Raw genomic sequence first — 13,516 nt, 5'->3', positions numbered from 1 at the left:
ACGCCCTAACTGGGTAATTAGGACGTTGGGGAAAGGGAATGAGGAGGTGATACTTGTTCATCGCATGAATGACTTTGTCAGCGCATGCAGGGAGTTGTTAATGTCGAGCAGCAAAAACTTTCAAGGCTAATTTTGCCCGACTTGTATCAGCTTTGGTAAGTGGGTTAAAACCGTTGGCGCTGGCCTTGACCTTTGTGTAGTTATAAATCGTGTTGACATGACTATTGGCAGCCATCCCATCGGTTGCGGTATCTGAATGATTCAGGCCTAATGAATGACCGAGTTCATGAGCGATGATGTTCGCATACTTGAAGGTTCGCGCTTTATAGGCTAACTGATTCTTGTTGATCGTATTAGTTGCTTTCGTGACGGAGGCGTTGATCGTATTGATCTGTTGCTGACGGTAATGGTTATAAAGTGCCGCGTGGTTTGCTCGGTTCGCAATTGAGCGGCTATACTTGATGATCTTCTGGTTGGCAGCGTTAATGGCTGCTGCCGAACTTTGGTTGATCATCTTGGCTTTGATTTGACTTGGCGCCTGCGTATAATCGGCCCGTTCTAAAAGAATCCGGCGGTTGGCAGGTTGCCACCACGCATCAGCAGTTGAATTACGGTTCGTAAAGGCAATGGTTAATTGATGGTTCCCCTTGGTACCGGTGGTAAAGACTTGGCGACCTAAACGTTGGTTCCAATAAGCCATTGCGAGTTTGGCACTCTTCTTAAGTCGCGCATCCGTACTGGCAACGTAAACCTTAGTTTTGCCATTCTGAGTCAAAGCCGTTTGAGCGCCGTAGTTCAGTTGATAAGTTTGTGCAAGTGAAGTTGCATGTGTCCGGTAGTAACTTGCGGGTTGCGAGAGTGTCGTTGCAGTTGGTGTTGACGTGGCAGCATGAATTGGCGCGGCCACTGAAAAAAGTAACGTTGCAGTCAACGTCAAAGTGGTCCAAAAAGTTGTTTTCAATTGACTCCCCCCAGAGCTAATCCTTGTGTACAACTCTATGGTACGAAATATAACGTTGAACTTCAAGAAATATGATGAGGGTTTGAAACTTGTATGACCTTTGTTTGAAGATGGCCTATTTCCCCGGTGAATTTAGTACAATAAAGGTAAACGGAGGTGATGGACGATGACAACGCTGTTATTGATCAACGCAGGTAGCTCGTCACTGAAATGGCAACTGATGCAACTCCCAGAGGCGCAACCGCTCGCCCACGGGCAGGTGGAACGCCTTAATTTACCGAATTCAATTGTTAAAGTTGTTGTGGCTGGCGTTAAAACCAAACTGACCGTCCCAAAATTAGATGAAGTTGGGGCAATCAACGATGTGTTGCATCGTTTGGTAGCCATGGCTATTATACCATCTCTCTCAGCAATTGACGCTGTGGGACACCGGGTAGTTGCGGGTGGCACGGTATTTCAACAAGCGATTCGGTTAACGGACGACCGGTTGCTGGCGCTTCAAGAACTAAGTGAACTGGCACCGTTACACAACCCGCTGGAGGTGCGGTGCATCGAACTGTTGATGGCAAGTTTACCAGGAGTGCCGCAGTACGCGGTGTTTGACAGTGCCTACTTCCATGATCTGCCGGAAGAAACGGCGATTTACGGGATTCCGTATGATTGGTCACGTGATTTTCAGATTCGGCGCTATGGTGAACACGGCATCTCACACCGGTATCTGGCCCAACAAGCGGCCCTTGAACTCGGCCGCCCGTTGGACACCTTGAACCTCATTACGCTTCATCTAGGTAGCGGTGCATCGATTACGGCGGTCAAACAGGGCCGACCAGTCGACACATCAATGGGCCTCACGCCAGTCACCGGGTTACTGATGGGTACCCGAAGTGGCGACGTTGATCCAAGCTTGGTACCATACCTGATGAAGCGGCTCAACCTCGCAACGCCAGAAGAAGTCATCATGCGGTTAAATACCGAGTCTGGCTTGCTTGGCGTTTCTGGGATCTCCTCAGACATGCGTGACTTGCACGAAGCGGCAGCCACTAATGCCCGGGCAGCGTTAGCTTTGGAAATGTTCATCACGCAGGTGGTGAAGTTGGTTGGCGCCTACTACGTTGAGTTAGGTGGCGCGGATGCCCTGATTTTTGCGGGCGGTATCGGCGAAAAGGATGAGCTGATTCGACAGGCAGTCATCGACCGGTTAGCGGTTTTAGGTATTCGACTAGATCGTGAGTTGAACGTTGCGGGTGAAGCGGGGCGGTTAAGCGCCGCTGATAGTGCAGCAGAAGTGCTGTTATTGCCAACCAATGAAGAATTAGCAATGGCCCGTGAGATTCAGGAGGTCATCACCTCAGAATTGGATTTAGTCTAAATGAATTAAGTCAAAAACAACCGTCGATGATGGCGGTTGTTTTTTAGTGTTGTGTGGACATTAGGTTAAGTGCTGAACCCAGTTTCTGGCCGCGGCTAACTCGGCCTGTGAGGGTCGGTGCGATTGGTGATTTTTGAAACTAGTGAGGTTGGCGCCAGCTATGGTAAATTGTTGGGTTAGTTGATTAAAGTTTTTCTCAGTAATCAGTGGGTCAACGTCGCCAAAGCTGGCGAAGGCCTGAACGTCATCCAGGTTAGCGGTAGTTGAAGCCGGATCGATCAGCATCGGGTGCAAAAGGATCCCAGTCCGAAATTGGGGCTGTTTGTGAAGCCAAGCATAGGCCGCAACGTTAGCACCGTTGGAGAAGCCGAGAACAATCATCCGCTTGGCGTCAAGGTGAAGTCGCTGGGATTCGCCTTCAACGGCACCTAACAGCCAGTCGGTTTCTTGACTGAGGTTCGTTAAATCAAAATCACCGTGATCGTGGCGAATGAAGTAGCGATTCGCACCGTTTTCGCGAATTCGTCCCCGAATCCCTAGTTTCGGATGTTGTGGAAATAAAAACGTTGCGATTGGTAACAGGTCACTTTCATCGCCGCCCGTTCCGTGAAGCATGAGCACCGGTGCTAACTGGTCATCACCGGGGAAAAAGGCACTATGAATCGTTTGATCAGTCATCGCTGGTCGCCTCCCCAGAGTTAAATGGCACTAAGTTGGCTTCGATTTCAGCACGTTGACCCTCTAAGAATGGTGGTAGCTCAAGGTGAACACCGGCTTCGTCATAGGTTTCATCCACTAAAAAGCCGGGCCCATCCGTTGCAATTTCAAAGAGAATCCCCGGCGCTGCCCGAAAATACTCCGATTGAAAGTAAAACCGTTCCACAAAGCCGGAGTCGTGAAGTCCAAACTGCTGAACGCGTTTGATCCACTCGCGTAACTGCTCAGCGTCCGGTGTACGAAATGCTAAATGGTGAACGGTTCCGGCCCCCTGAATGCCATCTGGGAGAACGAGGCTTTTTTCAACGATAACTTGGGCGGCGTGGCCACCGTGGTTTAATTCGTAGAGCGTTTGGCGGTCAGCTGTCGCAATTTGGGAGAACCCCATGACCTTCGTTAAGACGTGACCCAATGTTTCTGCTTGACTCACGGTGATGATTGGCGTTCCCAGTCCACGAATGGCAACGTCTTCTGGTACTGGGCTGTGTCGGTAAGGCGTCCCGCCGGGGAGATCAGGTTGGTGTTCATCTGAAATTAATTGGTAGCGTTGCTGGTCGAAGTCGTAGAAGGGGAGAACGGCAGCGCCGAACTGCGTGGTGATCGGATCGGTCGTAATGTGATAGTCGGCTAATCGTTGCGCCCAGTATGTCAGCGCGACGTCATTTGGCACCCGAAATCCGATTCGCGAGATACTGTTTTTACCATATCGGCCAGGCCCAATTCCCGGAAAATCGAAGAAGGTAATGTCCGTTCCCGCAGTCCCCATATCATCAGTGAAATAGAGATGGTAGGCCGAAACATCGTCTTGGTTGACGGTTTTTTTGATCAAATGCAGGCCGAGCACTTCAGTCATCAGCTGAAAGATTTTGGGTGCGCTTGACGTAATGGCCGTCACGTGATGCAGACCAAGTAAATCGGTAGTTGTCATAATGAGTCCTCCTTTAGCGTCATTGTTGACTGCATTATTACAGTTTTCCAGAGTTGGTGCAACGATGTTGACCCGTTGATTAACGGTGACTGGCACGGCCTAACGCGAGGTTTCAAAATGAACTGCAACAGAATTGTTAGTAGATTGTAACTCGAGTGTGACTCGGCTGTTGTATTGAAACGATAGACTAGGTTACAGTAATCAAAACGGATAGAGGGGTATTTTCATGAAAAATCATCGTTTATTAAAGAAGTTGTTTGCAGGGAGCTTGGCTATGGTCAGCATGTTAGCCATTGGCACGACTGCCTTTGCCGCCAAGACTAAGATTGCGGATGTCTCGCAATATCAGGGGAACATTAACTGGTCGAAGGCCTCGAAGGACTTGAAGTTTGCTATCATCCGGGTCAAGCACGGCAACCCGGGCGACTCAGACTACTCAATTGATACCAAGCGGACGGTCAACGCAAATGGCGCTGCCAAATACGGCGTGCCATTTGGCCAGTACGACTTTGCGGAATTTGACAGTGTTGCGGATGCGCAAAAAGACGCTCGTCAATTCTACGCGTTGACCAGCACCAAGGCGAAGTTCTACGTGTTGGATAACGAAAAGCGTAAGAGCGGTGTCAAGGGTAAGGAACAAACTTACGTGAACGCTTGGTTATCAACGATGCGTGGCCTGACGAACAAGCCATTGGTTTACTACTCATACCAAAACTTCGTGAGTGTTCACGGTATCAGCAGCGCGAAGTTTGATGGCTCGTGGATTGCAAACTACTCGGCTAAGCCAAACGTGTCGACTGACTTGTGGCAATACACGAGTACTGGTTCCCTTTCAGGGATTAGCGGCCACGTTGACTTGAGCAAGGTTGTTGACAGTAGCACGGTTTCTAGTTGGTACACTAACACTGCCAAGACCACTTACTTAAGCAGCGTCACGAACGGTCAAAAGATTCGTACCACTCGTGGTATCAACCGTTACCAAACTGCTAACTTAACTGGCAAGATCGCTAGCGTCAGCTACAACAAGACGTTGACCGCTAAGAGCGTTGTGAAATCAAGCACTGGCACTTACCGGATCCAACTCACCGATGGCAGCTACATCACAGCTAACAAGGCTTACGTTCAAGCACAATAGAAAGTTAATTAACGTCTCGCACAGTTGTTGTGCGGGGCGTTTTTTCTGTCGTTTGTGTCCAGCGTAAGTGTGCGGAGCGAGACGGGTTGAGAGCAGTGTGCAAGGCGACATCGGTGAAGGCGCCCGGGCCTGGCGGGTTTACCGATGTCGCCTTGCATGCAGCTCTCAGTCTCGCGCAGCACCATTCGGCGTGGTGGACAGAAAGCGCGTGGTTGACAAGTTCTTACAACTTCAGGAACTCTGGAAATAACAGTTTAAGTGGCGCCGAATTTTGTAGCCTGAGAGCGCCGGTTTTCATGCGGCTTTGGCGAGCGAAGCGATGACAAACAGCCAACACCCAAATCACACCCAACACTTACGCTGGACACAAACGTACGCTCAAAACCACACTTGCAACAGTCTTCACAAACGGGTATGATTAAGGCATCATCTATTCGGAGGCTACGTTATGATTAAGTTACCAGTTGCCCAATTGACTAGTCGATTTTACTTTTGGTTTTTTCAGGTCTGACCTGTTAAGAGCCAAAAGCGTTTTGTGATGAATGCTAACGGCCCACGCAGGTCAGGGATGACTGCGTGGGCGCTAAAACCAAACCGCCCGTTCAGTCTATTTTGGCTGAACGGGCGGTTTTTAATTTAAAGGAGTGTTAGGTATGAGCCAATTATCAGAGACCATGAAACAGGAATTAAACCAGATTCAACCATCGTCGATTTTGAAATTCAACGCTGAAATCGCCACGATTCCAGACATTGTCAAATTAACGTTAGGGGAACCGGATTTTAACACACCAGAGCACGTGAAACAGGCGGCCATTGAGAGTATCCAAAACAACGAAAGTCATTACACGGACTCGCGCGGTACTGAAGGCCTACGAGAAGCCGCAACTGGCTTTTTGAAGGCAAAATACGGTGTGGACTACGACAAGGACACCCAAATCTTAGTCACGACTGGGGCGACGGAAGGCATCTTCTCATCGTTGACCGCGATGCTAAACCCTGGCGACACCGTCATCATCCCAACGCCCATCTTCCCACAATACATCCCCGTTACGATTTTAAATGGGGCTAAACCGGTGTTCGTTGATACTTCTGATGATGGGTTCATTTTGTCACCAGAGAAGCTTCAAGCGGCAATTGAAGCGAATCGGGATACGGTGAAGGCGGTTGTCCTCAACTTCCCGACCAATCCAACTGGGGTAACGTACGGCCGTGAAGATTTGCAGAAGTTGGCTGATGTCATCAAGCAGTACGATATTTTCTGTTTGAGCGACGAAATTTACTCGGAATTAACGTATGGTGAAACGCACGTGTCGATGGGAAGTATTTTGCCTGAACAGACCGTTTTACTCAATGGCGTTTCTAAGTCGCACGCGATGACTGGCTGGCGGATCGGGTTGATTTGTGGGCCAGTTGACGTGATCAGAGAAATTGCGAAGGTCCACCAATTCGCGATTACTTCAGCGACTGCGAATGCCCAAGCCGCTGCAGAGGAAGCCTTCAAGAATGGTCCGGATGACGGGCAGGCCATGCGCCAGATTTACCAACAACGGCGTGACCTATTGTTGAAGGGACTTCAGGAAGCCGGCTTTGAGTGCGCGAGTCCTAAAGGTGCCTTCTACTTATTTGCCAAGATTCCAGCACAACTGGAACAGGACAGTGTGGCGTTCTGCTACGACTTAGCGAAACGCGCGAAGGTTGCCGTGATTCCCGGAGCGTCATTTGGCCCTGGCGGTGAGGGTTACGTTCGGTTAAGTTACGCTGCCAGCACCGAGGATCTGAAGAAGGCCATCACACGAATTAAGGATTACGTTGCGCAAAATACCGAAAGTTAAATCATGTTAAAGGTCGGCGATAATCTTTGTGGCAACGTCAAATCTAGGGTAAACTATAAGGAGATGGAAACGATAACACAGAACAGGCGGTGGTCATATGGCAGTTGCACAACCCTTTTACTTTGAAGGCGGTGACGCGGCGGTAATCTTGTTACACACGTTCTCAGGAACGCAAACGGATGTCCGGGTGCTGGGCAGAACGTTACAAAAGGCGAACTACACGGTGTTAGGACCGGTCTTTAGCGGTCACGGGACACCGGATCCGCAACAGATTTTTTTGCGGGGGAATCCTGAATTGTGGTGGCAAGATACAGTGGCGGCGGTCCAACAGCTAGAAGACGCTGGGCACCATCGAATCGCGGTATTCGGTGAATCGCTAGGTGGCCTGTTTGCGATGAAAGCGTTGGCCACGTTAGATGATGTGGTTGCCGGTGGTACAATTGATACACCGCTGTTTCCAGTGGATAAAACCAACGTTGCGGCATCGTTTTTGCAACGGAGTCGGGTTGCTTACGAGAAGGCGGGAACGCCTACTGATGAGCTTGAAACGAAGATGACGTACCTCACCGCTAACATTAAAGCGATGTTGCAGTCGATCTCTGACTACACAGTTCCGGTTAAAGCGGCCTTAGATGGCCTTACTAAGCCGGTATTTGTGGCTCAGGGGGAAGCTGATGAGTTATTAGATCCGACTTTGGGTCGGCGCCTAGCTGATGATTTGAAGCGAACGGCGCCCGTTACGTTTAAGTCGTATCCAGACGCGCCCCACGTGATGACGTATAGTCCACAGGGACGGCAACTGGCCACCGACATCATTGCATTTTTGCAACAACACGTTTAACTGTCACTGATCGACAACACCGGTAGGGGGGATTGTCATGCACCGCTGGCTGATACTACTAACGACATTGATTACCGTTGGCACTGGCTTACAGGTTCAGGTGAGTGCCAAGTCCCGTTCGACGACACCAACACCCAATAAAACGGTGTTGGCACACGCGTCGAACTTCTACCAACTTCATGAGACGTACTATGAGACGACTTATGGGTTAAGCGATGATTACCAGACCGCTTTTGATAGCCACGGGCGCGTTTGGATCTATAATCAGACGCACTCTAAGGCACTGTCCCAGAGTCTTAAGGCGGCGATGAAGAACTGGAATCAGCAGTTGGCGTCACCGGTATTTTATAAGGGCACCAAGAAACACCATACCCTGACGGTGAAGGTGATCAATCGCCAAGTCAAAACGAATGAGGAGCTGGCTTGGTGGCAACCGACGACCCAGACGTTGTCGATCGATAACCTGCACTACCAAACGGAGTGGCAGGCGATTAACAAATACATGAAGCAAAATTACGTCCGCCAAGCGGGACCCGACCTCGCAAAGGTGACGGCTGCAATTGACGACACTGCAACGACAACTGCTCGCAACGTCGAGTACGCCCGGATTTTGACCCATGAACTCGGCCACGTGCTGGGACTGCAACATTCCAAGAATCAAACGGATCTGATGTACGCTGGTGTTGGGTTCTCTGATATTTACCAGTATGCGGCTGTGATCAAGGATCAGATTTGGGCCAATCCGTTGAGTGTAACGGATGTCAAACGCGGCCAATTAGCGTTAAAATTATTAGATTGATTAAAATTGAGCTCGGTAGGATACCGGGCTTTTTGAGTGGGAGAGGGAACGATTATGTCAACGTTTTTTACACCTGATATGATGCAACAGGCACACGAAATTATGATTATGAATAAGCGCTTGGAGGGCGTTGTCCCCGGCGAAGGCACGTTTAGTCCAGTCTTCACGGTCGTCAGCGAAGCACCGGGACGCGTGGAAGCTGAAACGGGTCATCCGTTTATGGGACCAGCGGGTAAGACTTTAGACGACTGGTTAACCAAACTGGGGTTAACGCGCAAAAACGTTTACCTCACGGCGGCTGTTCGTTCGCGGCCATTTACCGAAAAAGCAGGACGTAAAAGCGACCGGAAGCCAACTAAGCAAGAGGAACATGATTTTGCGCCATTACTGGATTATGAACTATCGCATTTACCTGAAGGCCACGACTTACTGATTGGGTTAGGCAATACCGGGTTACAGCGATTGTTAGGGAACACTGTTAAAATCGGTGACGTTCACGGTGAATTGTTGCACGCACCGATTCAAGTCTGGAACGGCACTGAATATGAATGGTCGAAACGCACCTATCCCATCGTTGCGTTGTACCATCCGTCGTATGTTCGTCGGTTTCCGAATATGGCTGCGGTGGCGGAAGCCGATTTGGCGAAGTTGAAGCAGATTATTGAGGGTTAGTTACTATCGCTTGTGTCCAGTGTAAGCATTGGGTGGCTTTTGGGTGAAGGCTGTTTGTCATCGCTTCGCTCGCCAAAGTCGCACGAAAACCGGCGCTCTCAGGCTACAAAATTCGGCGCCACTTAAACTGTTATTTCCAGGGTTCCTGAAGTTATAGAAACTTGTCAGCCACGCGCTTTCTGGCCACCACGCCGAATGGTGCTGCGCGAGGCAGAAGGTTGCATGTAAGCCCGACCCAGCCAACCTACCAAACCCGGTAGCTTCGCTGGGTCGGGATTACACTCCACCTTCTAACCGCCTCGCTCCGCACACTATTGCTAGACACAAACGATAATAAAAAACGGCTTACCAGCTCTGATCATCAGAGCAGGTAAGCCGTTTTGGCATTACAGGTTATTTTTAAGCAACCGAGCGCGGTACACCGCGTCGATTTTGCTGAGGCGTTCGCGGAGGTCGGTGTCTTGTTCGTGTTGGAGGTGATTGACATCGATGATGGTGTAGGCGACGTCACCCTTGGCGGCGTTGCTCATGCTTTCGATGTTGATGTTGGCATTGGCTAACACGGTTGCGATTTGGCCAACCATGTTTGGGATGTTTTTGTGCATGATGGTGATACGGTAAGGTGATACGAATGGCACTTGGAGGTTAGGTAAGTTCACACTGTTGAGGACGTTCCCGGTTTCCAAGAAGGTCATGATCGTTTCAGCACCTTGAACGGCACCGTTGGTTTCGGCTTCACCGGTTGACCCACCAATGTGTGGCGTAACGACGACGTCATCACGGTTGAGGATCTCATCACTCCCAAAGTCAGTGTAGTAGCCGACTGCTTGGTGGTTATCCAACGCTTTAACCATTTCGGTGTTGTTAACGATGCCGCCACGGGCGAAGTTGAAGACCGTCACACCTGGTTTCATAGCCGCAAACTGTTCGGCGCCAATCATGCCGGTCGTTTCCTCGTTCTTAGGCACGTGAACGGTAACGTAATCGGCATTTTTCAATGCTTCTTCTAGGGTTGCCGCCCGTTCGATCGAGGTCGAAATCCGCCATGCAGCGTCTGCCGAGAGGTAAGGGTCGTAACCAATGACCTTCATGCCAAGGTTGCTGGCGGCGTTAGCGACGAGTGAGCCGACGTGGCCAACACCGATAACGGCGAGGGTTTTACCGAGAAGTTCTTGACCGTTAAACTTGGTCTTGTCGCGTTCAGTTCGCTTTGAAATATCAGCACCGCTGTTTTGAGCAGCGTAATCAGCGGCCGCAAACAGGTTTCGAGAAGCGGCGATGAACATGGCAATCATCAGTTCCTTAACGGCGTTCGCGTTACTACCGGGTGTGGTGAAAACGGCAGTCCCGTTAGCCGTTGCTTTATCGAGGGGAATGTTGTTAAATCCGGCACCGGCTCTGGCAATGACCTTGAGGTGTTTTGGAAAATCGTGATCGTGTAAATCGACTGACCGAATGAGGTAGGCATCGGCATCATCGGTTTGGTTGATGGTGTACTGGTCAGCAAAGCGGTCTAAACCGGCTTGAACGATAGCGTTGTAAGTTTTGACGTTGTAGGGTTTAATTTGGGGCATGGGAAGTTCCTCCTGATGAATTTAGTGATTTTTTTCGAATTTGTAGAGTTCGTTAACGAGGGCCTGAACGCCTTCAAATGGCATGGCGTTGTAAAGACTGGCGCGAAGACCACCGACGCTTCGGTGACCCTTCAAGTTAAGCAGGCCGTTGTCAGTTAAGTCGGCGATAACGGCTTTGTCTAGTTCAGGGTCGCCAGTCACGAATGGCACGTTGGTGAGTGACCGGTCCGGTGCGATAACCGTGCTTCTGAAGAGTTTTGAGTTATCTAAGAAGTCATAGAGTAGGCTGGCCTTCTTTTCGTTACGCCGTTGCATTTCGTCAACGCCGCCCTGTTCCTTAAGCCACTTAAGGGTTAAGCCAGTGGCGTAGATGGCGAAGACTGGTGGGGTGTTTGGCATCGAATTCTTCTTGGCAAACAGGCTGTAGTTGAGGATGTTTGGAATGTGTTCAACTGGTTTAATGAGGTCCTTTTTGACGATGACCAATGTCACCCCAGCCGGGCCAAGGTTCTTTTGAACGCCAGCGAAAATGAGGTCGAAGTCGGCAACGTTATAGCGCTGGGCCATGATGTTGGAAGACATGTCACCAATTAGCTTAGTACCGGTAGTTTGTGGCAGGTCACGGTAGGCCGTTCCTTCGATGGTGTTGTTGGTGGTGATGTGCAGGTAATCGTAGGTGTCATCTGGCAATGAGGCTGTCAGTTGTGGTAACCGGTCATAGTGGGTGTCCTTCGTGGAAGCCAGCGTATCAACGGTGAAACCAAGGTTGGCAGCTTCGTCACCGGCGCGGGCAGCCCAGTGACCACTATCTAGCAAGGCAATCCGGTGGTGCTTAGTTGCCAAGTTAAGTGGGACCGCCGCAAACTGACCGGTACCGCCGCCCTGAAAGAACATGATTTCGTAATTATCAGGAATGGCAAGCAAATCACGGAGGTCTTGCTTGGCCGTGTTAATGATATCGTCAAACATGGGAGTTCGATGAGAGATTTCCAAAATACTCATGCCACTTCCGTTGATGGAAGGGAGTTCTTGTTGGATCTGAGTGATTACTTCATTGGGTAACGTTGCCGGACCAGCGGCGAAATTATAAACGGGCATAACCTGATTCCTCCAATTAAGTTCAAAATAAAAGCCCCCACAGTCAGTCCTGTGAGGGCGCTAGTTTACAAGCGTTTAGCGGTCTCACAGAGAAAATGTTTCATCCATGTGAGACCTTTTTAAGGCGTTACAAAAGGGGTCTACACGGATTCTGCTGTAGACCAGGAGGAGGATGTTGTCATATTTAAGTTAAATGTTGTCATCGTAAATAGCCTCCTTAATTTCTTTAATTAAAATTTAACAGAAGCAAACAGGAAAGTCAAGCGTGTCATGCAAAACGGTTTCAAAATGGGTAGTAGGGAAGCGTTGGCGGTCGCTAGGTAACGGCAAAGTCAAATTGAAAATTGGTGTCACGACGCATGCGGCCAGTTACTGAGTTCAAAACATGCTAAACTAAGTGTAATTAGACAACTCACACGAGGAGGCGTTAACCATGCAGCGTGGTGAAGACGACGATTGGATCTTAAAACAAATCAAGCAGATTGCTTACGGCATTGGGTACGTGCTTTCAGGCGGCAAGGGCAATGACCCACAGTTTGAAGTGGTGTTTCCGCAACCAGACACCAAGGCCTTGCCATACCAAAAGGAAATTCAGCTATTGATTGATCAGCACCAGTACGCCAAGGCAGCGGATCGATTGTTATCGGTTCAGTACGCGATGGCCGATGCGGATTTTATGAAGTTAGGCGTTTGGTTTTATGATACGGTGAATGGAATTCCTGAAGCGCAACTTGAAGCCGGTGGGTATTCGAAGGCGGCCATTGTTGCCGGGTTAAAGCAGTTGGCTAAACTACGTGAGTCGTAGCGGTTGAGTTCAATTTTAAATTTTTGACCCAGAACATCGCAACCTGTGCGATAATGATTAAAAATGAGAAGACGAGGAGACGCACATGACTGACTTTTACTTTATTCGCCATGGCCAGACCAAGGCAAACGCACTGGGATTGAAACAGGGGACGATCAACACCGAACTCACGTATTTGAACGAGGTTGGTGAACAGCAAGCACAGCACCTGCATGATAACTTTGATATCAGTTTTGCTGACCGGGTGATCGTAAGTCCCTTAACGCGAACGAAGCGCACTGCTGAAGTGTTAAACCAGACGGCGCAGTTACCAGTGACGGAAGATATCCGCTTGCTAGAGATCTCGTATGGCGATTGGGATGGTCAAAAGAATGCGGATCTGGAAGCCGACCACGGTGAAGTGTTTGATCCCGTGTTGCACGATGTGTTGCCAACGTACGTTGATTTGACAGAAAACGGCGAAAGCTTCAAACACGTGGAAGAACGCGCGGATGCCGTGATGCAGGATTACGCCAAGCAAGATCCGGATGGCAAATTCATCGTGGTGACGCACGGCTTTACGGTCAAGGCGGCAGTGTTAGCAGCCTTGAAACCAGAATCAGTGATGGCGTTGCCGGAGCCGGAAAATACTAGTCTAACGAAGATCAGTTTGATCGATGGGCGGTATTATGTTTGGTATTATAATCGGGTGAAGTAGCCAGAGAGTGGAGCAGGGCGGTTAGCGTGCGGCGTGTAAGGGGACTTAGGTGAAAGCCCCGGGTCTGGGGTTTTACCTAAGTCCCCTT

Annotated in this window: 13 protein-coding genes; 8 read left to right on the top strand and 5 right to left on the bottom strand. The window is 49.8% G+C overall.

What is annotated here, in order from left to right:
• Window positions 1-97: 97 nt before the first annotated feature.
• On the bottom strand, window positions 98-961 hold the full coding sequence (locus ACYVR3_RS05665; protein ID WP_461243447.1) for a reprolysin-like metallopeptidase: 864 nt from the start codon (window positions 959-961) through the stop codon (window positions 98-100).
• A 166-nt stretch (window positions 962-1,127) separates the two neighbouring features.
• Here ACYVR3_RS05665 and ACYVR3_RS05660 point away from each other — a divergent pair, with 166 nt between their 5' ends.
• Window positions 1,128-2,330: an acetate/propionate family kinase gene (locus tag ACYVR3_RS05660; protein WP_461243446.1), complete on the top strand. Its 1,203-nt coding sequence runs from the start codon at window positions 1,128-1,130 to the stop codon at window positions 2,328-2,330.
• 60 nt (window positions 2,331-2,390) lie between these two features.
• On the opposite strand, the gene ACYVR3_RS05655 is transcribed toward ACYVR3_RS05660, so the two are convergent.
• Window positions 2,391-3,008, bottom strand: coding sequence for an alpha/beta hydrolase (locus ACYVR3_RS05655; protein ID WP_461243445.1), 618 nt, complete (start codon window positions 3,006-3,008; stop codon window positions 2,391-2,393).
• Window positions 3,001-3,975: a ring-cleaving dioxygenase gene (locus ACYVR3_RS05650; protein ID WP_461243444.1), complete on the bottom strand. Its 975-nt coding sequence runs from the start codon at window positions 3,973-3,975 to the stop codon at window positions 3,001-3,003. The genes ACYVR3_RS05655 and ACYVR3_RS05650 overlap by 8 nt, the downstream gene beginning before the upstream one ends.
• 226 nt (window positions 3,976-4,201) lie before the next feature.
• On the opposite strand from ACYVR3_RS05650, the gene ACYVR3_RS05645 reads away from it, so the two are divergent.
• From ACYVR3_RS05645 to ACYVR3_RS05625, 5 genes are all read left to right on the top strand, one after another.
• The gene (locus tag ACYVR3_RS05645) at window positions 4,202-5,110 is read left to right on the top strand and encodes a GH25 family lysozyme (RefSeq protein ID WP_461243443.1); all 909 of its coding nucleotides are present in this window, start codon (window positions 4,202-4,204) and stop codon (window positions 5,108-5,110) included.
• 653 nt (window positions 5,111-5,763) lie between these two features.
• Window positions 5,764-6,942, top strand: coding sequence for an aminotransferase class I/II-fold pyridoxal phosphate-dependent enzyme (locus ACYVR3_RS05640; RefSeq protein ID WP_461243442.1), 1,179 nt, complete (start codon window positions 5,764-5,766; stop codon window positions 6,940-6,942).
• Window positions 6,943-7,039: 97 nt separating this feature from the next.
• Complete coding sequence (locus ACYVR3_RS05635; protein WP_461243441.1) at window positions 7,040-7,783, top strand: alpha/beta hydrolase; 744 nt, start codon at window positions 7,040-7,042, stop codon at window positions 7,781-7,783.
• Between the two features lie 37 nt (window positions 7,784-7,820).
• Window positions 7,821-8,582 carry a matrixin family metalloprotease gene (locus ACYVR3_RS05630; RefSeq protein WP_461243440.1) on the top strand — a complete coding sequence of 254 codons (762 nt, stop codon included), beginning with the start codon at window positions 7,821-7,823 and terminating at the stop codon, window positions 8,580-8,582.
• Window positions 8,583-8,636: 54 nt separating this feature from the next.
• Entirely contained in the window at window positions 8,637-9,254 is a 618-nt protein-coding gene (locus ACYVR3_RS05625) for a uracil-DNA glycosylase (protein WP_461243439.1), read from the top strand.
• A 386-nt stretch (window positions 9,255-9,640) separates the two neighbouring features.
• On the opposite strand, the gene ACYVR3_RS05620 is transcribed toward ACYVR3_RS05625, so the two are convergent.
• Both ACYVR3_RS05620 and serC read right to left on the bottom strand, forming a co-directional pair.
• The gene (locus ACYVR3_RS05620) at window positions 9,641-10,828 is read right to left on the bottom strand and encodes a phosphoglycerate dehydrogenase (protein WP_461243438.1); all 1,188 of its coding nucleotides are present in this window, start codon (window positions 10,826-10,828) and stop codon (window positions 9,641-9,643) included.
• Window positions 10,829-10,849: 21 nt separating this feature from the next.
• Complete coding sequence (gene serC / locus ACYVR3_RS05615; RefSeq protein WP_461243437.1) at window positions 10,850-11,926, bottom strand: 3-phosphoserine/phosphohydroxythreonine transaminase; 1,077 nt, start codon at window positions 11,924-11,926, stop codon at window positions 10,850-10,852.
• Window positions 11,927-12,359: 433 nt separating this feature from the next.
• On the opposite strand from serC, the gene ACYVR3_RS05610 reads away from it, so the two are divergent.
• Both ACYVR3_RS05610 and ACYVR3_RS05605 read left to right on the top strand, forming a co-directional pair.
• A complete protein-coding gene (locus ACYVR3_RS05610; protein WP_461243436.1) occupies window positions 12,360-12,731 on the top strand; it encodes a DUF6483 family protein in 372 nt (123 codons plus the stop codon).
• 85 nt (window positions 12,732-12,816) lie between these two features.
• Window positions 12,817-13,428: a histidine phosphatase family protein gene (locus ACYVR3_RS05605; RefSeq protein ID WP_054736283.1), complete on the top strand. Its 612-nt coding sequence runs from the start codon at window positions 12,817-12,819 to the stop codon at window positions 13,426-13,428.
• The last annotated feature ends 88 nt before the right edge of the window (window positions 13,429-13,516 follow it).

Source organism: Secundilactobacillus muriivasis, from assembly GCF_054785195.1.
The sequence above is the reverse complement of the archived record's forward strand: the minus strand, read 5'-3'. Positions and strand labels throughout refer to the sequence as shown.